Annotated in this window: 19 protein-coding genes; 8 read left to right on the top strand and 11 right to left on the bottom strand. The window is 61.1% G+C overall.

The genetic code is table 11. The annotated features are described in order from the left end of the window. Positions 1-3: 3 nt before the first annotated feature. The 5 genes from J1C56_RS27740 to J1C56_RS27720 all read right to left on the bottom strand — a co-directional run bounded on the left by J1C56_RS27740 (position 4) and on the right by J1C56_RS27720 (position 5756). Positions 4-1020 carry a nucleoside hydrolase gene (locus tag J1C56_RS27740; protein ID WP_214393218.1) on the bottom strand — a complete coding sequence of 339 codons (1017 nt, stop codon included), beginning with the start codon at positions 1018-1020 and terminating at the stop codon, positions 4-6. Between the two features lie 29 nt (positions 1021-1049). After that, positions 1050-2024: an ABC transporter permease gene (locus J1C56_RS27735; protein WP_214393217.1), complete on the bottom strand. Its 975-nt coding sequence runs from the start codon at positions 2022-2024 to the stop codon at positions 1050-1052. Further along, complete coding sequence (locus J1C56_RS27730; protein ID WP_115734293.1) at positions 2012-3052, bottom strand: ABC transporter permease; 1041 nt, start codon at positions 3050-3052, stop codon at positions 2012-2014. Before J1C56_RS27730 ends, J1C56_RS27735 begins: the two co-directional genes overlap by 13 nt. After that, positions 3049-4632 carry an ABC transporter ATP-binding protein gene (locus J1C56_RS27725; RefSeq protein ID WP_246592029.1) on the bottom strand — a complete coding sequence of 528 codons (1584 nt, stop codon included), beginning with the start codon at positions 4630-4632 and terminating at the stop codon, positions 3049-3051. Before J1C56_RS27725 ends, J1C56_RS27730 begins: the two co-directional genes overlap by 4 nt. 116 nt (positions 4633-4748) lie before the next feature. After that, positions 4749-5756: a BMP family lipoprotein gene (locus J1C56_RS27720; protein WP_214393216.1), complete on the bottom strand. Its 1008-nt coding sequence runs from the start codon at positions 5754-5756 to the stop codon at positions 4749-4751. A gap of 244 nt (positions 5757-6000) precedes the next feature. Between J1C56_RS27720 and J1C56_RS27715 the strand changes: the two genes are divergently transcribed. Together J1C56_RS27715 and J1C56_RS27710 are read left to right on the top strand one after the other, a co-directional pair. Further along, on the top strand, positions 6001-6585 hold the full coding sequence (locus J1C56_RS27715) for an amino acid synthesis family protein (protein ID WP_214393215.1): 585 nt from the start codon (positions 6001-6003) through the stop codon (positions 6583-6585). Continuing rightward, positions 6582-7166, top strand: coding sequence for an amino acid synthesis family protein (locus J1C56_RS27710; RefSeq protein WP_214393214.1), 585 nt, complete (start codon positions 6582-6584; stop codon positions 7164-7166). Before J1C56_RS27715 ends, J1C56_RS27710 begins: the two co-directional genes overlap by 4 nt. Positions 7167-7231: 65 nt before the next feature. On the opposite strand, the gene J1C56_RS27705 is transcribed toward J1C56_RS27710, so the two are convergent. From J1C56_RS27705 to J1C56_RS27695, 3 genes are all read right to left on the bottom strand, one after another. Next, positions 7232-8434 (bottom strand): amidohydrolase family protein, encoded by a 1203-nt coding sequence (locus J1C56_RS27705; RefSeq protein ID WP_214393213.1) that lies wholly within the window; start codon positions 8432-8434, stop codon positions 7232-7234. A gap of 111 nt (positions 8435-8545) precedes the next feature. After that, on the bottom strand, positions 8546-9088 hold the full coding sequence (locus tag J1C56_RS27700; protein ID WP_338001515.1) for a MarR family winged helix-turn-helix transcriptional regulator: 543 nt from the start codon (positions 9086-9088) through the stop codon (positions 8546-8548). A 49-nt stretch (positions 9089-9137) separates the two neighbouring features. Further along, complete coding sequence (locus J1C56_RS27695; protein ID WP_115734288.1) at positions 9138-9782, bottom strand: cysteine hydrolase family protein; 645 nt, start codon at positions 9780-9782, stop codon at positions 9138-9140. A gap of 260 nt (positions 9783-10042) precedes the next feature. On the opposite strand from J1C56_RS27695, the gene J1C56_RS27690 reads away from it, so the two are divergent. Further along, positions 10043-10882, top strand: a complete 840-nt coding sequence (locus J1C56_RS27690) for an NAD-dependent epimerase/dehydratase family protein (RefSeq protein WP_214393212.1) — start codon at positions 10043-10045, stop codon at positions 10880-10882. Between the two features lie 15 nt (positions 10883-10897). Further along, the gene (locus tag J1C56_RS27685) at positions 10898-11713 is read left to right on the top strand and encodes an SDR family NAD(P)-dependent oxidoreductase (protein WP_214393211.1); all 816 of its coding nucleotides are present in this window, start codon (positions 10898-10900) and stop codon (positions 11711-11713) included. 375 nt (positions 11714-12088) lie between these two features. Here the strand turns inward: J1C56_RS27685 and J1C56_RS27680 are convergent, their stop codons facing one another. Then, entirely contained in the window at positions 12089-13099 is a 1011-nt protein-coding gene (locus J1C56_RS27680; protein WP_214393210.1) for an IS30 family transposase, read from the bottom strand. A gap of 300 nt (positions 13100-13399) precedes the next feature. Between J1C56_RS27680 and J1C56_RS27675 the strand changes: the two genes are divergently transcribed. Further along, complete coding sequence (locus J1C56_RS27675; protein ID WP_214393209.1) at positions 13400-14140, top strand: hypothetical protein; 741 nt, start codon at positions 13400-13402, stop codon at positions 14138-14140. Here J1C56_RS27675 and J1C56_RS27670 read toward each other — a convergent pair. Beyond that, complete coding sequence (locus tag J1C56_RS27670) at positions 14127-15542, bottom strand: ISNCY family transposase (RefSeq protein WP_214393208.1); 1416 nt, start codon at positions 15540-15542, stop codon at positions 14127-14129. The two genes, J1C56_RS27675 and J1C56_RS27670, sit on opposite strands and share 14 nt — an antisense overlap. 567 nt (positions 15543-16109) lie before the next feature. Here J1C56_RS27670 and J1C56_RS27665 point away from each other — a divergent pair. Then, the gene (locus tag J1C56_RS27665; protein ID WP_214393207.1) at positions 16110-17393 is read left to right on the top strand and encodes a cystathionine gamma-synthase family protein; all 1284 of its coding nucleotides are present in this window, start codon (positions 16110-16112) and stop codon (positions 17391-17393) included. Between the two features lie 176 nt (positions 17394-17569). On the opposite strand, the gene J1C56_RS27660 is transcribed toward J1C56_RS27665, so the two are convergent. Beyond that, complete coding sequence (locus tag J1C56_RS27660; RefSeq protein ID WP_214393206.1) at positions 17570-17743, bottom strand: hypothetical protein; 174 nt, start codon at positions 17741-17743, stop codon at positions 17570-17572. Between the two features lie 30 nt (positions 17744-17773). Here J1C56_RS27660 and J1C56_RS27655 point away from each other — a divergent pair, with 30 nt between their 5' ends. After that, positions 17774-18466, top strand: coding sequence for a response regulator transcription factor (locus J1C56_RS27655; RefSeq protein WP_214393205.1), 693 nt, complete (start codon positions 17774-17776; stop codon positions 18464-18466). 29 nt (positions 18467-18495) lie between these two features. Further along, positions 18496-19998 (top strand): histidine kinase dimerization/phospho-acceptor domain-containing protein, encoded by a 1503-nt coding sequence (locus tag J1C56_RS27650; protein ID WP_214393204.1) that lies wholly within the window; start codon positions 18496-18498, stop codon positions 19996-19998. Positions 19999-20041 lie beyond the last annotated feature (43 nt).

Raw genomic sequence — 20041 nt, 5'->3', positions numbered from 1 at the left:
ATGTCACTCTGCCGCCCGGTCGTAGCGCGCGATGGTTTCTTTGAACATTTCGAGGAAACGGCGACCTTCGAGGTCGGTGCCGATGCGCGTGGTTTTGGGGCCGCCGCCAGGCAGGATCTGGAAGCCGCGATAGGCGACCGTCTGGCCGCGCGAAACGCTGCCATCGATCAGCACGTCGACGAACAGTGGCTCGGTCAGCGACGCAAGTTCGGAGTCGAAGGCAAGCGCCACTGTGATGACGTCGTCGAGTGGGAAGCCGACGAGGCCAAAGAACTCGCGCCAGATGTCGATGTAGATCGGAAACACCTCGGCGATCATGTCGAGGACGGGATTATCCTCGCCCTTCGCCTGCATGTCGGCGATGTCGTCGCGCGTCAACATCGAGGTGGCAACGCGGTTGTCCTCGCAGATGTCGAGCGGCACGAGGATCTTGTCGACCTCGGCATTGAGCACGATGCGCGACGCCTCCGGGTCGGCCCAGATATTGTATTCGGTCACCGGGGTGATGTTGCCCGGCGTGGTGAAGGTACCGCCAAGCACGATCAGGCGCTTGAGCGCGGCCGCGAGCCGCGGCTCCTGCAGGAAGGCCATCGCCGCATTGGTCAGCGGGCCGGTGGTGACCAGCGTGATCTCGCCTGGATTGGATATCACCGTATTGATGATGAAATCGACGGCGTGACCCGGCGTTGCCTTGCGCTTCGGCTCGGGTGCGGGCGGGTTGAATTTCTTCAGCCGGTCTCCGAAGCGCGCGGTGAGCGTCTTTTCGAAATGCACCGGCGCTTCCATAGCCGCCTTGGAATGGCCGACGATTGGGCGCCAAGCGCCGGCATAGACAGGAATGTCGTCGCGGCCAGCAAGCGACAGCGTGTTGAGCACGACATTGGTGACCTGCTCGATGGGACCAGCCGCACCGGTGCAGGTCGTCACGGCCTCCAGCTTGACATTGGGGTTTGCCGCGGCAAACAGCACGGCGAGAATATCGTCGCCAGCTGAATCCACGTCGAGAATAATACGTTCCATTCCTTGGTATAGCCCTTCAGCGTGAGAGGTTACTTGCCGAACTCGGCCGGCTTGTTGTCGACCGAGAGCAGCTTGCGCATGCTCTCCAGTGTTTCGCGGATGATCTTCGGACGGCTGCGGTAAGACAGCGCAAACAGTGCCGTCAGCGCCACCAGATAAGGCACCGCCAGGATCAGGTAGGATGGGAAGCCGAAGGTCTGGAGCCTGAGCGAAAACGCGTCGGCGAAACCAAACAGCAGGCAGCCCGCCAGCACCTTCAACGGGTTGCCGTTGGAGAAGATCAGGATGGCGACAGCCATGAAGCCACGACCCGAAGACATGTTTTCGGTGAACATGGTGATGTAGCCAAGCGAAAGGTGCGCGCCGGCAAGGCCGGCGAGCAGGCCGCACAGCAGCGAGGCGATATAGCGAACGCGCGTGATCGAAATGCCGAGCGCTTCTGCGGCCTCGGGTTTTTCGCCAACGACGCGGATGTAGAGGCCAAGGCGCGTGCGTTTGTAAAACAGCACCAGCAGCGGCACGGCGATGAAGGCGACGTAAACCATCGGCGTGAAGCCGTTGATCAGAGGCGCCCATGAGCCGAGGATATCGCGGGCGCCGGGTATCTGCACCTTGGGCAGGCCGACGATGCCCTTGCCGACGATCGAGCCGCGGGTACCGAAGATCGCCTTCATCAGCGAAATCGTCATGCCTCCGGCCAGGATGTTGAGCGCCAGGCCCACGACCACTTCATTGGCCCGGAAGCTGACGACTAGGACGGCGAACGCGAGCGCGAACACCAATGCCGCCGCGACACCACAAGCGACGCCGACCAGGGCTGAGCCCGACCAGATCGAACCCAACACGGCAAAGAAAGCGCCGACTAACATCTGGCCTTCGAGGCCGATGTTGAAGATGCCGGCCTTGGTGGTGAACGAGCCGCCTAGAGCGACGAGCAGGATTGGGGCCGTCATCCGCAAGGTGGCAACGAGCAGAGCGACGTTGAAAAGGCTTAGAATTTCCATCGGCGCTCTCCTGCCGTGCTGTCACCGCGACGCTTCATCAGCACCTGGGCAGAAACGCTCAGGATGATCAGCGCCTGGATCACGGTGATGATTTCGCGCGATGCGTTGGTATCGGTCTCAAGTAGCAGCGAACCGTTGCGCAGCGCGCCGAAAAACAGCGCCGTCACGATGGTGCCGATCGGCGAACCATTGGCGAGCAAGGCCGCGATCAGGCCGTCGAAGCCGAAGCCAGGGGCGAAACCTTCCATGAAGCGGTGATGCACGCCAAGCGTTTCGATGCCGCCGGCCAGGCCGCCGACCGCACCCGATGCCAGCAGCACCAGGAAACCCTGGCGCTTGACGTCGATGCCGCCATATTCGGCGAATTTCGGCGCCGAGCCAACCATCGAGATCGAATAGCCTTTGGCCGTCGAACGGAAGAACCAGGCAACGAAGAGCGCCAGCACCAATCCGATGATCAGGCCCCAGTTGAGCCGCGAGAAGGCAAACAGCTCTGGCAGATAGGCGCTCGCCAGGATTGGTGGGGTCTCCGACCAACCGCCGGGACGCTTGAACAGGAAGATGGTGAGGTAGGAGGTCAGCAGCACCGCGACGTAGTTGGACAGGATCGTCGACACGACCTCGTTTGTGCCGTAGCGCGTGCGGAAGAAAGCCGGGATCGAAACCCAGGCCGCGCCCGCGATCACGGCAACCGCCATGGCGACCACGACATGCAGGCCGGGCGGCAGCGGCATGGCGAAACCGACCCAGGCGGCAGCAAAGCCACCGAGAAACAATTGTCCCTCGATGCCGACATTGAACATGCCACCGCGCAGTCCGATGCAGGCGGCGATACCGCAGATCAGGATCGGCGTGGTCTGCAGCAATGTGCCGGCGATCTTTGCCTGGTCGCCGAAGGCTCCGCGCATCAGGGTCATAAACACCTTGATGGGGCTTTCATCGATGAGCATGATGATCACCGCGCCCATGGCGAGTGCGATCAGTACGGCGACCAACTGGCCGGAGAACGCACGCAACTTGTCGTTCACGACGCCACCTCGTCTGAAACGTTTTTCGGTTCGAGACCCGCCATCATCATGCCGATCCTTTCGCTGTCGGCGCTGCCACCTTCGACTTCACCCATGATCCGGCCGTTGAACATCACAAGGATGCGGTCGGCCAGGGTGAGCAGTTCGTCGAGCTGCACTGAAATGACGAGCACCGCGCGGCCAGCGGCACGCTGGCGCATGATCTCGTCGTGAATGGATTCCTGCGCACCGATGTCGACACCGCGCGTTGGCTGATCGATCAGCAGGAAGTCGGCCTCATTGGTGAATTCGCGCGCCAGAACGACCTTCTGGATGTTGCCGCCGGACAGCCGCTTGACGGTGTCTTCGGGCCCACGGGCGCGGATGTCGAAACGTTTGATCATCTCGACGGTCTGGGTGGCCGCTGCACGCCAATCGAGGATGCCTTTGCGGCTCCACGGCGCTTTGTCCTGGCGCCCCATCAGAAGATTGGACGAGATAGAAGCATTGCCGTCGACGCCCCGCACCAGCCGGTCGCCAGGTACGTGGGCAAGACCGGCTTCGCGAATTTCAGACGTCGAAAGAACGGTTAGATCACGGCCCTTGAGCATCGCCGAGCCATGGCTGGCGGGACGCAAACCGGCCAGCACTTCGGCAAGCTCGGTCTGGCCGTTGCCGGCGACACCGGCAATGCCCACGACCTCGCCTGATCGTACGGTGAAGCTTGCATCACGCAAAGCCGGAAGGCGGCGGTCGTCGCGTGCCCACAGGTTCTTGACGTCGAGCACCACCTTGCCATCCGACTTTTCACGCGGGCGGCGATCGAAGCTGACATCGCGGCCAACCATCATGCGCACCATGTCAGCCTTGGTCAGCTCGGACGTAGGCCCCGTCGCCACATGCTTGCCATGGCGCAGGACGGTAACCGTGTCTGAAACCTCGATCACCTCCTCGAGATGATGCGAGATGAAGATGACGGTCATGCCGCCAGCAACGAAGCCACGCAGCGTCTGGAACAGCTCGCGGCTTTCCTGCGGCGTCAGCACCGCGGTCGGCTCGTCGAGGATGATAGTGCGCGCCCCGCGCGCCAGAACTTTCAGTATTTCGATGCGCTGCTCGATGCCGACGGAGAGCAGCGAAACGCGCTCCTCAGGGTCGACCTTGAGACCGAAACGTTCGGACAGTTCGCGGGTCTTTTCGATCTGGGCCGTATGGTCGATCAAGCCGTTGCGGCGGATTTCCATGCCAAGGAAAACATTGTCGGCAACTGACAACGACGGCACAAGCTTGAAGTGCTGGTGCACCATGCCGAGGCCGGCTGAGATTGCGGTGGCGGGATCGCCGACTACCATGTCCTGACCGTTCAAACGGATCGTGCCTTGGTCGGGCTGCAGCAACCCGAAAAGGATGTTCATCAACGTCGTCTTGCCGGCGCCGTTTTCACCAATGATGGCGTGGATCTCGCCGCGTTTGACGATGAGATTGACGTCCTCATTGGCAACGAATGCACCGAAACGCTTGGTGATACCGATCAATTCGACGGCGGTTTCGGCAGGTCCTGCCTCTGGTGCCGTCATGGCTGGCGACGTGGTCGACAACATAGCCTCGCAGCTTCAGATGTATCCGTCCCGCAAACCGGGACGGATACATCTCTACCTAGTCTTGGACGAAATGATGCCGGAAGCCGGCAGAACCGACTTCCGTGCAAGGCCGCGCCTTACTTGGCGCGGTCGACCTTGATCGAACCGTCGGCGATGCCCTTCTTGATTTCGTCGAGCTTGGCGGTCACGTCGGCCGGGATGGAGGGTGCGATGTCGTCGCAGACCTTCACTTCGACGCCACCCGAGGCCAGATCGAAGGTGTGGGTGCTGCCGGCGACCACCTTGTTGCCCTCGACCTCGTTCTTGATCAGGCTGTAGACGGCGACGTCGCCGCGCTTCAGCATCGAGGCAAGCACGTTGCCAGGGGCCGAGCTGCACATGTCGATGTCGACGCCGATCGAGTATTTGTCGGCCCCAGCGCTCGCCTGCATGACGCCTTCGCCCGTCGGGCCGGCGACGTTGTAGACGATGTCCGCGCCCTGGCCGTAGAGCGCCAGCGCCAGTTCGCTACCCTTGGCCGGATCGTCGAAGGTGCCGGCGAAGACCGAGTTCACTTTCACGTCAGGCGCGGCATATTTCGAGCCCTGCTCGTAACCGCCGAGGAAGTTGCGGATGACGGGGATGTCGCGGCCGCCGACAAAGCCGATGGCCTTGCCATCGCCGATCTTGTCGAAGGCGCTGCCCTGGTTTTCGATCATGCCGGCAAGCGCGCCGGCGATGAACGAGCCCTGCTCCTCGGCGAAGTTGGCATAGACGATCTTCTTCGAATCGAGGACGCCGTCGATGAACACGAAACGCTGGTTCGGATAGGCTTCGCTGGCCTTGGTCAGCGCATCAACGAGTTCCCAGCCCATGACGAAGATCAGGTCGTACTGACCGTCCTTGGCGAGATTGGCGAACTGCTCTTCATAGTCGAGTGCTCGGTTGCCGGTGTCGACCAGCTTCAGGTCGATGCCGAACTCGCCTTTTGCCTTGTTCAGGCCGTCGACGATCGAGATGCCGAAACCTTGCGCGAAATAACCTGAGATCGCCGCGACGGACACCTTGTCCTGGGCTGAGCCAGAGCCGATCGAGGCCGCAAGGGTCGCACCGGCGATAATGCATTTACGGAACATGTTCTTCATCTCAACTCCCCAAATTGAAGCTCTGGCACCAGCCGCCGGGCCCATCCTAGATGCCCAAAACTTGTTGGTGGTCATATGACTTTATGGGTGGTCCTACAAACTGTCAATCGGCCAGCGAACGCTCGAAGTCGCTGTGAGCAATCGACGCGGCGGCCGTTTTACGCATCCGGCTTGACAAAAATGCCGGAAGGATAATTGTTGATACTCTAACAAGTTTTAGCCCGCCAGAAATTTGGAGCATCCGATGCCGGACTTAGTCGTCAGGAAGTTTATCGTGCAGGTCGAAGAGATTTTTCATGAGGGCGGGCCGGTGCGTACCCAGCCCGTAAAGCGCGGGACAGTCATGGCCGTCGTCGCCAATCCCTATGCCGGCAAGTATGTCGAGGACATCCAGCCCTTCATGGAGGACCTGAGGCCGCTCGGCCTCGAGATGGCCACCAAGCTGCTCGCTGCCCTCGGCGGAGATGCCGCAACCATCGAGGGTTACGGCAAGGGCGCAATCGTTGGCGGCGGCGGTGAGCTTGAGCATGGCGCGCTGTGGCATAACCCCGGCGGCTACGCGATGCGGGAGCTTCTGGGTGACGCCAAGGCCATCGTGCCGTCGAGCAAGAAGGTCGGCGGCCCGGGCGCGCGCATCGACATCCCGGTCACCCATGTCAACGCCTCCTACGTGCGGAGCCACTTTGATGCCATCGAGGTCGGCATCAACGACGCGCCGCGCAACAATGAGCTGGTGCTCATCCTTGCCATGACCACCGGTTCGCGCGTGCATGCCCGAGTCGGCGGCCTGGACGCCAAGGACATCAAGGGCGAGGACGGCCTGCGATGAGCGTGGAAATACGGCGAATCATCACCATCGTCGAAGAGACGCGGACCGAGGGCGACAAGCCGGTCAGCCCTCCGACGCGCCGTGCCGCTGCGGTCGCTGTCATCCGCAATCCCTATGTCGGAACCTTCGTCGACGACCTCACAGCACTCAGCGACATCGGTGCCGAGCTAGGCGACATCCTGCCGCGCCGTGCTGTGGCTGCACTCGGCATTCCAGGCGAGCAGGTCGAGAGCTTCGGCAAGGCAGCAGCCGTCGGCGCCGATGGCGAGTTGGAGCACGCAGCGGCGATCCTCCACCCCAAGCTCGGTGCCCCTTTCCGCGACATTCTCGGCAAGGGTGCGGCGCTGATCCCTTCGTCCAAGAAGCGTGGCGGCCTCGGCATTCCGCTCGACATTCCATTGGGCCACAAGGACGCGGCCAAGGTCCGCAGCCATTTCGACGGCATGGAAGTGCGCATTCCCGACGCACCGCGCGACGACGAGATCGTGGTGGCGATTGCCGTCACCGATTCGGGACGTCCCCACCCGCGCGTCGGCGGACTGACCAGAGACCAGATCGTGGGCAAGGACGGCGTAAACTGAAGTTTATCGCAACCCAAGAAAAAGGCGGCTCCAGGGCCGCCTTTTTCTTTGGGACTGTGCGTGGATCAGGTTGCCACGACCTCCGGCACCCGTATCGCCGGCGGCGTGTTGCGGCTGCGCGCCGTGCGCACGATACCGTCGACCATGATCATGCCGATGCCGGGAAGGTTGCCAAGCGCCAGGCTGTCAAGGAAATCCTTGCCGATGCCGCCGGCGGCCTGATCCATGAACACCAGGTCGGCGGCCCGGCCGGCCTCGATGACGCCGCGGTCGTCGAGATTGCGCACGCGCGCCGTATTGCCGGTGGCGAAGCAGAAGGCGACTTCGGTCGGAACGTCGCCGAGCGAAGCGAGGTGGCAGATGGTCCTGAGGATGCCGAGCGGCTGCACACCGGAACCGGCCGGACCGTCGGTGCCGAGGATGACGCGGTCGAGGATGTTGCGCTCCTTAGCGATCCCGAGCACGAACAGGCCGGTGCGCAGATTGCCGTTGTGGACGATCTCGAGGGCGCGCGTGCTCTCCTCGCAGATGCGGCGGATTTCGTCGTCGGGCAGCGCCGTTGGGCCACCATTGATATGCGCCACCACATCGGCGTCGACTTCGAGCACGACATCGGCGCCGATACGGCCCGAACCGGGGATCGACGGCCCGCCGGTGTGGGTCATCGAGGTCATGCCATGTTTGCGCGCCCATGCGATCATCTGGCGACCGGTAGGGCCGTCCTTGACGCCACCGAGGCCGACTTCGCCGATCAGCGTTACGCCGGCTTCTGCCAGTTCGCGAAAATCGTTCTCGGTCATGCCGGGTTCGAGTACTGGCGCACCGGCGATGATTTTCATCCCGCTCGGGCGGAAATTGGCAAAGGTCCGCTGCGCAGCGATGCCCAGCGCCTTGACACCGACGATGTCGCGCGGCCGCCCCGGATAATGCGCCTCGCCGGCTGAAATCATGGTGGTGACGCCGCCGTGCAGCGTCGAATCGATCCAGCCAATCTGGTTCTGGCGCGGCGTCCAGTCGCCGGCAACCGGGTGAACGTGGTTGTCGATGAGGCCGGGCGTGACGACGCAGCCCTGCGCGTCGATGATGCGGGTTGCGCCGCCGTTATCGAGATCATCAGCCTTTCCGACCGCTGAGATGCGGCCATTGGCAACAATGATGGTGTCTGCATCGAGGATCGGCTGGGCAAGATCGCCGCTCAGCATCAGGCCAATATTGCGGATGACGAGCTTGTCAGTAGCGGCAGATTTGGTTTGCGGATCAGGCGACATCGATGGCGTTCCTTGCGTCTGTTTGGAGCATGAGGCGGTCGATCCGGCCCAGGGGCCGGCAATCGGTCGACTCGGAGAATGATCTGGTGCAAGAGGTGCTAGGTCAGCCTGTCATCTGCCTTCGGCGCTGCCCGGCTCGTCGCCGCTGATGCGCTGGAGCAGGCGCAGCAATGTCGCCTGCTCGGCGGGCGAAAGCGGCGAAAGCAGCTTCTGGCCGACTTCGACGCTGCGCTCCAGCCGGTCGAGCGTGTAGCGCGTGCCTTCTTCGGTCAGCGTAATTATCGACAGGCGCTGGTCGGTGTCGGAGGCACTGCGCTTGATCAACCCTTGCTTCAAGAGCTTGCGTACCACCAGGCTGATTGTGGAGGGGTCCATCGCCGTAAGACGGCCGAGATGATTTTGCGAAACCTCGCCATGGCGCAAGGTAGTGGCGAGTGCCGCAAACTGTGTCGGCGACAGATCCTCGCCTGCCATCACCTGCTGGAAGCACAGCGTGGCGCGCTGATGGGCGCGGCGCACGACGTGGGCGGGATGAACGTCTAGGTCGTAGCCGGTCTTGGTATATCGGGTCATTATCTCTTCGCGGCTCAACGGAACGTCGCCCGCATCTGCCGTCTTGCGCTTGTATTTCTGGACTCCGTCGAGGCTTGTCACGGCGCTTCCAACTCCTGGCTTGAAACCTGAGACTTCGCCGATCGACGGACTATGCGGCGATATTTACGTTCTCAATGAATGCACCTTCGCGTAGCGCCCTCACCACGTTTTCGGCATCGCTGACGACGCCGAAATGGGTCGAGATGTCATAGAGCGTGCTTTCCTGCTCGCGAGGCCCGGTGGCAGCGCAGCAGTCCGCCGGTACCACAACCTCGTAGCCGTTGAAGAACGCGTCATGCACTGTCGAACGCACACAGATATTGGTGACCACGCCGAACACGACGATCTGTTCGACCAACATGTCCTTCAGCGTCATGTCGAGATCAGTCTGGAAGAACGACGAGTAGCGCCGCTTGATGACGTGGATCTCGTCGTTGCGAGCGCCAAGATCGTCGATGATCTCCGTACCCCAGGTGCCTTCAACGCAATGCGGCGCGCGTTTCAGCCATTCGCGGTCGCGGCGCATGTCGCGGCGATGCGCGTCATGGACCCAGACCACCGGTGCCCCGGCGGCGCGTGCTGCCTCGATAACGCTGAGCTGTGGGCCAACAAGCGCCTCGTATCCCGGCAGCACCATGGCACCGCCCGGCTTGCAGAAGTCGTTGATCATGTCGACGACGATGACCGCCACATGCGCCGGATCGATCTTGATCCCGGCGTCCTGGCGATGAGACGAAAAGCTGTCCAGTGGCATGACCCTACCTCCTCAGCGAATTGCCGATTGTTGGTGGTCATACAAAAAACCGTGACGACTTCCAAGTCAATCCTTGAGCTGCAGCTTGTCATAATATGGCGGACTCGGTTGCCTTGCCATCCGGCTTGCGGCCACGACAGACGCTTATCCACCACTGCAAGAAAGGCATTGACAAGCCGGCCGGTTTGCGGTGTCCGATTGTTTGACCATCAACGATATTTTGCTGTGTGGCCGCGCGTGATCGACAACAGGAGCCTGAGATGAAAATCGTCGTTACCGGATCGAGTGGCCTGCTTGGTCGCCATGTCGCCTCAGCCTGTGTGACCGCCGGCCATGACGTTCTCGGGATCGACGCTGTCGCTCCCGCCGAAGCCAATTGGGCTCATATCAGTGCCGATCTTACCGATCTCGGACTGACGCTGCAGTTGATCCGCGAATGCGATGCCGTCGTCCATATCGCCGCAATCCCGCGCCCGCTCGGCAAGGCACCGGCAGAAGTGTTCAAGACCAATATGGCGATGGCTTACAATGTCGTTGAAACGGCCGTGCTTTCGAAGGCAAGGCGCTTCATCTACGCCTCATCCTTTAGCGTGCTCGGCTATCCTTTCGCCGAAAACTTCGTCGACCCGGCCTATCTGCCGATCGACGAAAACCATCCGATCGGCGCGCAGGATGCTTATGGCCTGTCGAAATGGCTCGGCGAAGAGATCGTCGAGGCTGCCGTGCGCCGGGGTGCGTTTTCGGCAGTCAGCCTACGCATGCCATGGATCCAGACGCCGGAAAGCTTCTTCGACGCCGTTGGCCCACGCCGCAATCTCGCCGAATCGGCGCGCGACCTGTGGAGCTATCTCGACGCGCGCGACGCTGCCGATGCATTCATCAAGGCACTGGCTTGGCAGGGCGAGGGCCATCTGCGCACCTTCCTCAGTGCTGCCGACACCTATTCGGAGGAGGCGACGGACGCTTTGGTCAAGCGCGCCTTCCCGGCATCGCCGCTGAAACGGCCGCTTTCGGGCCATGATGCGGTCATCGACAATACCCATGCGCTGGAAACGCTTGGCTTTGCGCCGCGTCGTTCCTGGCGCGGCTACGGCAAGTAAAGACAGGAGGCGAAGATGATGCGTTTCGAAGGCAAGGTCGTTCTGGTCACCGGCGGTGGCGGCGCCATCGGCAGTGCGGCGGTGCGCCGTTTCATCGATGAGGGCGCACGTGTTTCGATCGTCGACCTTGATGTTGAACGTGCGACACATGTCGCTTCGGCATTCGGCGACAAGGCCATAGCCATCACAGCTGATGTTTCCGATGAGGCAGCGGCAAACGATGCCGTCGCCAAGACGGTAGAAGCCTTCGGCCGGCTCGATGCGGTGTTCAATAATGCCGGCATTTCCGGCAAGGTCGCGCTCATCCACGAACTGCCCGTCGAGGACTGGGACCGCATCGTGCGCATCAATCTGCGCAGTATGTTCCTGGTGCTGCAGGCCTCGCTCAAGGTGATGATCTCCGCCGGCATCGAAGGTTCGATCGTCAACATGGGTTCGTCGATGGCCGGATGGGACGTGCTTTCGGGCGCCGCCGGTTACGCCTCGACCAAGCATGGGGTTGTCGGTCTCACCCGCGTCGCAGCCCTTGACGCCGCCGCCTACGGCATCCGCGTCAACGCCATCTGTCCCGGCGTCATTGAAACCACCCTTGGCGTACCGGCCAATGACCGCGTGGCCTATACAGCCGGAATCCGGCGCTTTGCCGACCGCATCCCGCTGCGCCGCATCGGCCAGCCCGAGGACGTCGCCGCAGCCGTCGCCTTTCTGGCATCGGACGAAGCGCGACACATCACTGGCGTCGACTGGCTCCTGGACGGCGGGCAGACCCTGCAGAGCTTTGCCAATGCACCGGATAACGGTGCTTACCCGCGTCACCGCACGCCAAACTGAACAAAGCGCTTCACGCATACTACAGGGCGCTTGCTTAGACCGGGGCAAGCGCCTTTCACGTTGATGCCCGGAAAAGCTGTTGCCGGCAGGCGGCGATACCTCCAACGCAACTAGCACCGAAACAATCGAGGCAGCCAGATTGGAATGTCCGCTCGGGCGCAAAGTGCCGGAGTGCCGCGGCGCCGCATGCGCCGCTCAACAACCTTCGACAGCACCTCGATCCGCTGCAGCTCACGTTCGCTCATCACGATCAGTCCCAAACTGCCGCCTCCCTCGCTCGCGTCAACGAGCAGGGCGACATTCCAACTTTGCAGAATCAAGACATTTTAACTTTGCGGTGTGAGTTCTCGTCGAAGCGCGACTGCAGCGGCTAAGCTAGCCTGAGCGCCGCTGCGCCGTCATCATCTTTTGCCGGAACACTTCGGACGGCGTCTTGAAGCCGAGGCATTTACGCGGCGTGGTATTGAGCCGTTCACAGATGTCTGTCAGGTCCCGATCGGTGATCGAGAGTGGATTGACCTCTCTCGACAGCCATTTTCGAGCCCGGCCATTGGTGTTTTCGACCGACCCTTTCTGCCACGGCGACTGCGGGTCGCAGAACCAGGTTTGCACGCCGAGCCCGGCCTGGAGATACGGCCAGTCAGTGAATTCGGTGCCACGATCAAAGGTGATCGAACGGCGTGCGCCATGGGGAAGGGCGCTCAAGGTATCGATCATCCCGTCCATGATCGGCTTCGACTGCCGGTCGTTGTTGCGCAGGAAGACTGCGAAGCGGCTGACCCGTTCAACCAGCGACGTCACATTGGCTTTCCCGAATTTCTTGCGGAACTGGATCAGGTCGCATTCCCAATGTCCAAACTGCTTTCGCTCTCTGACGACATCCGGACGGTGCAGAATGCTGAGTTGCGGGCTGAAACGTCGGCCATGACGGCGCCTGGCATGTCTGGGGCGGCGTCTGGCGCGATGTTCCGGCAGATGTCGCCACAGCTTGATCGCATGCCCGTCCGGTGAATAGGCGTACTTGTAGATCGTCTCGTGGCTGACGCAGATCGGATGGCGCTCCAACCGCATTCGGCCGGCAATCTGTTGTGGCGACCAGCCATGCATGATCCGCTCGACCACTGATTGGCGCACGTGCGAGAACCGGGCGAGCTTGCGCAACTTGGCTCTTCGCTCTCGAGCCATCTCGTTGGCCGTGACACAGTAATAGCCATTCAGATCGGGTATCTGCGGATCGACAAAAGCGTTGCGCTTCAGTTCGCGGAAGACCGTGGAACGATGACGCCCAAGCTTTTCTGCAATAACATCGACCCTAATGCCGGCTATCCGCCAACGGGCGATCTTGCGGCGTTCTTCCATATCGAGCTGAGAGTAGGCGCGTTCCATGGACCATTCCTTGCAGATGATAAGCCAATGTTCTCTTGCAAGTCGCACTTCATCCTTGAACCACCCCCCTACATCAAATGTGGCGACCAGGTTGGAATGTCCGGTCCCGTGCAAAGTAAAAATGTCACTGCGCGCTACCACCCGGCTCGACGACCAGCCCAGATCTGACCGGCTGGTCCGGGTTGCAAGTGCACATCGGGGCGGGTGAGGGGTGTACCCTTGGCTTTAGCATTGAGTGTTTCAATCGTCGCGCGCTTGGGAGATGATCGGACGGATCTAAGGACGTGGCAGGATGGCCCAATGCTTCCGGAAATTGAGCTGCTTGCCGATGTCGATGTACTGGCCCTGTCGCCGCTGCTTCGCGGCATGCTCATGTCCATATCCTACGCCGAAACCGAAGGCGGCATCGGATTGACAGCGACGGGTGCGATGAACCGCAAGTTCGTGCACTGGGCCGCTGTACACTTCGATTGGCCAGGCCACACCTCGGACGACTTATACAGCGTCAGCAAGGTTCTCAATGAAGCCGATATGCCACCGCTTTTGGTGGTCCGCGACATGCTCAGCCTGCTACGGCTTGTTCGGCGAAAAAAGGACCGACTGCTTGCCACTACCCTCGGTCGGGACTTTCTGGCGAGACCGCAGGCCTTCTTCAATCTGATCGCGACGGACTATCTTTATGCCTATATCCACGTCGGACAAACACAGCACGATGTCCGCGGGCGAATGCGGTGGTGGCACGTCTTTCTCAATCTTATCAACATCAAGGCTGAAGCGGGCTGTTCGCTAAACGATCTGTTGAACGAGTTATACCCCAGTGAGTCGTACCCGGTGGCGGCAGCAGAAATGACTGTCGAAGCCTGGACGCTCAAGTCGGAGTTCCGTCACGACATCATTCGCCCGCTGTGCTGGCTGGGATTGCTGCACGAAGATCGCGAGGGACTGACTATTCTGCAGGACGGAACCTACCACAAGACACCATTGTGGGCTGCCTGTTTAAAGCTGGAATCAGACATGCAATCCGAATTTACTCTCCATTGAACTGGATCGGGCAAGATTGTCCTTGCTCCACCGCATCTTGTCGGGAAAGCGCCCTTTGCCGCCGCGCAATCACCGCGGGATCGTTCACAAAATCCGTCCGCTTGCCTGGTTTGCGGCCGCGCGGCGCATAGCCCTTCTTCTCGCTGTTGGTCTTCACCTTGGGCGACGGCGGCGGCAACTGCTCCTGCTGCTCCTTGATGTAGGCCAGAACGTCAGAAAGCCGCTTGTTCTCGGTGATCGCCGCATGGGTCACACGCTGGTCCTTGTCGAACACCCGGTAGGGCAGGGAATGGCCTTTCCAGCGCACGTCGAGCCGGCCATCCGCATAGGCATAGGTCTCGATATAACGACCAACCAGGCCACGCGTCACATCGGACTCTTCAAGCATGATCCGCTGGCGCTCGAATGAAAATGTCAGCTGGACGCCGACATAGCGCTGCTCACGCTTGCACAGGATCTCCCTGAGCCGATCCGCCATGATGTTCATCGGTCGGTGCAGGTCATCTGGCCGGGCAGGGGGGCGTGCGAACCGTGCGTTGTAGCGCGTAACAAAACCGGGCAGGAACGCATTGCCCGCCTCCATATCCGAGATCCCTACCAACCGCAGTTCCTTCACCAGGCGGTCCTGGAGCGTCCGGTTGGCGCGCTCGACACGACCTTTCGCCTGGCTCGAATTTGCGCAAAGAATCTCGATATTTAGCTCTGAAAGCGCACGGCCGAACTGCGTCATGCCCTGGCCGCCCTTGGCATCTTTCTTCGTCACCCGGAACACCGAATGCTTGTCGGAATAGAAGGCGACGGGAGCACCATGCGCCTTCAGATAGAGCGCCAGCGCCTCGAAATAGCTGAAGGCGCTTTCCGAGCGCACAAAGCGCAACTGCATCAACTTGCCGGTCGCATCATCGATGAACACCAGCAATGAACATGGGTCACCGCGATCCTCGAACCGACGATGCTCGGAGCCATCGATTTGCACCAGTTCGCCATAGGCCTCGCGCCGCAACCGCGGCTGATGAAACGTCCGCCGCTGCTTGCGCGACAACCACAGGCCGGCCTCCGACATCCATTGGCGCAACGTCTCGCGCGAAACCGACAGCCCATCGAGATCGGCAAGCTTCTCCGCCGCCAGCGTCGGACCGAAGTCCGCATAGCGCTCGCGCACGATTGCAACTGCATAATCACGAACGCCATCGCTGATCCGGTTGTTCGACGGACGGCCGATCGCCTTGTGCCGGATCGATGCCGCGCCACTCGTTCTTATCCGCTCCAACAGCCGGCGCACCTGGCGCGGACTCAGCGCCAGAACATGCGCTGCCGAAACGATCGTCGTCCGGCCGGCAACAACCTTCGACAAAACCTCGATCCGTTGCAGATCGCGCTCGCTCATCGCAATCAGTCCCATCCGCAATCTCCCGCGTCGTCAAAACGCGGGCAGAGTGACATTCTTACTTTGCAGAATCAGGACATTCTAACTTTGCGGCTACATCAAATTGCCGCGTAATAGGAATTATGGAACTGTCCGCCTAAGAAATCTCCGGCCCGTGTCGCTCGTGGACTCAAAAAAGGCCTGCTGCCGGGCAAATCGTTGGGCGTGATTTCGTTGTAAAGTCGATTCTGCCATAACGGTATGATCGCTCAGCGGATGGCGCGGGTGCGGATACGCACTTGCTTTGAACTATGATCGGCGAACCCGCCGAAGCCTTCCACTAGTCGAGGCCTACTGCGCTCCTCTCGCTCTGCTGGCGAGAGCCCGTTCGTCACGGTCCGACGAGTATCTCGGAAAATTCTTCTGTCGTTTCAGACGCAGGATCAGAAATGAATCCCGGCTGTTCCCTGCCAAGCAATTCAAAATTCCCGCTGCCTGACCGCAGCGTACCAATCTTCTCCTGCGTCCTTATTGAAGTCGCTGCAACAAAACCCTGCGGTCCTGGTATAAAATGAGGCTGAGGCTTCAAGCTCGAGGACCGCCATGACCGCCCCACGACCTTCCAAGACACACATCGGAAACCATCGGCTGCATCCCGAAACATTGATGCTGAGCTACGGCTTTGATCCGCAACTGTCGGAAGGAGCGGTAAAGCCGCCCGTGTTCCTCACCTCGACATTCGTGTTCAAATCAGCGGAAGAGGGACGCGATTTCTTCGATTTTGTCTCCGGCCGCAAAGAGCCGCCGAGCGGAACCGGAGCCGGCCTCGTCTACTCGCGCTTCAATCATCCCAACAGCGAAATCGTCGAGGATCGCCTCGCCGTTTACGAAGGTGCCGAGGCGTGCATCCTGTTTTCGTCCGGCATGTCGGCGATCGCAACCACCTTGCTGGCCTTCGCGCGTCCAGGCGATGCCATCGTGCATTCACAGCCCCTTTATGGCGGCACTGAAACGTTGTTTGCCAAAACCTTGGCCAATTTCGGCATTCATGCTGTTGGTTTCGCCGACGGCGTTGATGAAATCGCCATTCGCGCGGCCGCTGATGAAGGCCGCCAACAAGGCCGCGTCTCGGTGATCTTTGTCGAAACGCCCTCGAATCCGACCAACACGTTGGTCGATTTCTTGGCTGTCGCACGCATCGCCGATGAGATCGCCGCCAAACAAGGCTATCGCCCGGTTATCGTGTGCGACAACACGTTGCTTGGACCGGTGTTCCAGTGCCCACTGGACCACGGTGTCGACATTTCGGTCTATTCCCTGACCAAATATGTGGGCGGCCATTCCGATCTGATCGCCGGGGCGGCCCTCGGCAGCAAGGCCGTCACCAAACCGATCAAGGCTCTCAGGGGAGCGATTGGCACGCAACTCGATCCCCACTCTTGCTGGATGCTCGGTCGCTCGCTGGAAACGCTGAGCATTCGCATGGAGAAGGCCAACGCCAACGCCCGCATCGCCGCTGAATTCCTAGCCGAGCATCCGAAGGTCGCAAGGGTGGCCTATCTGCCCTTCCTCGGCGAAGGCACCCCCGCTGCTAATGTCTTCAAGACACAATGCACAGGCGCCGGGTCGACGTTCTCATTCGACATTGTCGGTGGTCAGGCCGCAGCGTTTGCCTTTCTCAACGCCCTGCAGATATTCAAGCTTGCCGTCAGCCTCGGTGGCACGGAATCGTTGGCGAGCCACCCGGCCGCGATGACCCATTCGGGTGTGCCCAAAGACGTCCGGGAACGGATCGGCGTTCTTGAATCGACAATACGGCTATCCATCGGCGTCGAGCATCCCGACGACCTTGTCGCCGACCTCACCCAAGCGTTGGCTGCCGCCTAAGTTTTTCTAGTGCTCGTTTCTTGAAACATGGTTCGGCCAGGCGCCATGAGATCCCTGCCCGGAGCCGGGAACACCGGCCCGGGCAGCTTGGGAAACGTTCATAGTCGCGGACGATGCGAACCAGCGGAGCAGCGCGCGCTGGCCGAATTGTGAAAAGATGTTAATGAAGGGTCAGATCACACGACGAAACGTGCCGGCTGATTTCCGGCCGCGGGCCTCAAGGCCAGCGCAGAAGTGCCATCATCTTCGCGCTTTTGTATCAGAGGTTGCCGGACCGCTCCGGTCTTGACCTGCAACCAGGTCTTGGCTTGCAACCGCCCGCTCCGATAGAAGGAGCTGGTTTCGGCCATCTTGTGGCATGTCTCCTTGGTGATTGCGTTATGAACCCGAACATTCTCGTTGTCGATGACGACCCAGATATACGCAACGTGATCGGCATTGCGCTGGAAAGGGCGGGAATGAGTGTCCAGCAGGCAGCCAACGGGCGCCTGGCTCTGGAGCAGTTACGGCGACACCATACCGACCTGGTGGTAATGGACATTGGAATGCCTGTCATGGACGGGGTCGAATGCTGCAAGGCGATCCGTGCCAGCTCGCACGTTCCGATCGTCTTCCTGACCGCGCATGACGACGAGGTCGACCGGATAGTGGGCTTCGAGCTTGGGGCGGATGATTATGTCAGCAAGCCGTTTTCGCCGCGCGAACTGCTGCTGCGGATCAAGGCCATACTGGCACGAGGCAAGCAGGCAGTTGGCATCACCAGGCACGGCGACCTCACGCTCGATAGCGAACGCCACATCTGCGCCCTTGCCGGAAAGGATCTGCCACTGACGGCAACGGAATTTTCGGTGCTGGAAATCCTGTCGGCCCGACCCGGCATCGTCGTCGGCCGTGGGGCGATGATCGACAAGGCCTATGGCGGCAACAACACCTTGTCGGGACGTACAGTGGACAGTCACGTGCGCAACATCCGCGCCAAGGCCGCGGCCCTTGGTTATGCCGACGTGATCGAAACGGTGAGAGGGGTGGGGCTGCGGCTTGGCAATTGCGTCGCTGGGCCTGCCACCGCGTGAGCCAGATAACCCGGAAATGGCGGCCGTCCATGTCGCTGGTTGTGTCGCTTGTCTGCGCAAGCCTGCTTGCGGTGCCGATCGTGGCTACGCTGGCGTTGCAGATCGGAACGAACCGGCTCGTCAACGAGACGGAGGCTTCGCTCATCAAGCAAGCGGCGATCTACGCCGGGGCCTATGTCGTGGCTATCGAGGCCGGGTCGCCCGAAGCAGGAGGGCCCTTGCCTGGATACTATCTGCCACCGCCCAAGCGCATATTCTGGAGCGCCGCGTCACGAACCTTTCGACCGCTGCTGAACCTTCGTCAGGATGTGGTCGAGCCTGTTCGCCCCGATCCCGTGCCCACCGCGGCGCGACTCGATCCGCGATATGCCAGGATTGCGCCGGGGCTGAGTGCCTTGGCCGACAATGCCGGTCGTACGACGCTTTCGACTGTCGTTTTCCTGGACCATCAAGGGATAGACATGCTCGCCCGCGAGCCGGCGAGTTTTGCCGCGGTGCCGGAAGTTCAGCAGGCGCTGCAAGGCGATGTCGGGGCCGCGCTGCGCTGGCGCAGTGACGCGGGCACGCGGTTTCGCCTGGCTGCGCTTGGCGGCGGGACAGGTTTCAGGGTGCTGATTGCCTATCCTGTCATCAGCCAGAACCGGGTGATCGGCGCGGTCTATCTGTCCAGGACCGCTCCTGGGCTGACGGAGTATTTCGCCGGAGAGCGCATCGCCTTCATCGTCCTGGTCGCTGTGACGCTGTTGAGCGCCGCTGTCGTTGGAACCTTGCTGGTGCGGACGATGCTCCGGCCGATCCGCGCCCTGCGCGACCAGTCGAGAATGGTCGCCAGTGGCGGCCATTCCGAGCTCGCTCCGCTCGGCCATTACGGCATGCGGGAGATTGCCGAACTCGGCGAGGCCGTGATCACCATGGCCGGAACGCTGTCGCGGCGCAGCAAGGAGATCGGCATCTACACAAACCACGTTACCCACGAACTCAAATCGCCGGTTACCTCGATCATGGGTGCCGCCGAGCTGCTCGAGGATGGCCAGCTGTCCCATGATGCGCAACAAAGCCTCATAGGCACCATCAAGACCCAGGGCGAGCGGATGGATTTACTGCTCCACCAGCTCCGCGACATGACGAGATCGCGCGAGAGCTTGCGCGGCAAGCCCGGTCAGATCAGGGATATGCTGCCCGAGATTGTCGATCTCGATATCAGCTTGGCTCCGCTGGATGCCGTCCTGCCGCTGTCGGTTGCGCATGGACAAACGGTGCTGGCGCATATGGCGCAGAATGCGCGCCACCATGGGGCGACTAGGCTTGAGCTGGTCTGGGCCGGACGGACCCTCCGGCTTTCAGACAACGGTACAGGGTTTGCCGACAGCGACCTTGGCCGCCTGGCCGAGCCGTTCTTCACCACGCGCCGGGAACAGGGTGGAACAGGCCTCGGGTTGGCCATCGTGGTTGCCATCCTCGAGCTTTATGGAGCGCGCCTGACGCCGGTTGCCACTCCGGGCGGCGCCGTTTTCGAGATCGCGTTCGACTAACTCCTGTCGCCTGCACAGAATCTGCACGCGAGTTGCACCACTT

The sequence above is a fragment of the Aminobacter anthyllidis genome (genome assembly GCF_018555685.1).
GTDB lineage: Bacteria > Pseudomonadota > Alphaproteobacteria > Rhizobiales > Rhizobiaceae > Aminobacter > Aminobacter anthyllidis.
Note: the sequence above shows the minus strand (reverse complement) of the source record. Positions and strands in the feature narration are given on the sequence as shown.